The 941-nt window shown below is 48.4% G+C and carries 1 protein-coding gene; it reads left to right on the top strand.

What is annotated here, in order from left to right:
• Positions 1–13: 13 nt before the first annotated feature.
• Positions 14–941 (top strand): IS1595 family transposase (locus FJM67_RS17380; protein ID WP_140591950.1); only part of this gene is annotated, 928 nt, incomplete at its 3' end.

Genomic DNA, 941 nt, shown 5'->3' with positions numbered 1-941 from the left:
CACCGGAGCCTTCATGAGCACTCAACGCCTTCGCAGTATTCTCCCACATCTTGAAGAACTCACATACGCAGAGCTGAAGAAGCTCAAGCATGAAGTTGATGGCTTGATATCCCAGAATCAGGTCGGTGAAGTTATAGCTGAACGAGAAGAAAACCTGACTGGGTGCCCTCACTGTAGCAGCAATCAGCTTAGCCGGTGGGGGTTCACAAAACAGGGTGTCCAGCGATTCAAATGCAAAGCCTGCTTGCAGACATTTAATGCCTTGAAGGGGACGCCGCTGTACCGCATGCGTATGAGTCAGAAGTGGCTCAAATATAACGCACTGATGTGGCACGGTTCGACGCTACGTCAGTGTGCAAAGGAGCTGGATATCAACCTCCGTACAGCTTTCCGCTGGCGGCATGCTTTTCTGAAAGCACCTGCGAACACTGATATTCAGCCCCTCTCAGGTGTTATCGAGGCTGATGAAACCTTTATAAATGAATCGTTTAAGGGTAAGCGGAGACTGCACCGAGACGCCCGGAAACGTGGGGGTGGCAAAGTCCCCAAAACACCGATTCTTATCGCCCTTAACCGCGAAGGGTCGGTGATTCATGAGGTCGTTGACTTTAATACCAAAGAAAATATCTGCCGATTTCTTAAATCCAGAATTGCCGATGGCTCAGTGCTCTGCACTGACGGCAACAAGTCCTATATCGAGGTTGTTAATGGGCGCAAAATCGATCACAAACGTATCGTTGGATTAGATAAGGTCAGGGTCGTTGAGAATATATACCACATCCAAACGCTCAATAATTACATGATGCACTGGAAGGAATGGATGGTGCGATTTAGGGGAGTAGGACGAGAATATCTACCCCACTATCTCAGCTGGTTCCGGTATATGAAGCAGAATGAAAAGTCAGATCAAGGTCTGCTGTTTGCTGCTATGACCAACACCT

It is taken from the genome of Maribrevibacterium harenarium, assembly GCF_006385675.1.
In the GTDB taxonomy this organism is placed as follows: Bacteria; Pseudomonadota; Gammaproteobacteria; order Pseudomonadales; family Marinomonadaceae; genus Marinomonas; species Marinomonas harenarium.
Note: the sequence above shows the minus strand (reverse complement) of the source record. Positions and strands in the feature narration are given on the sequence as shown.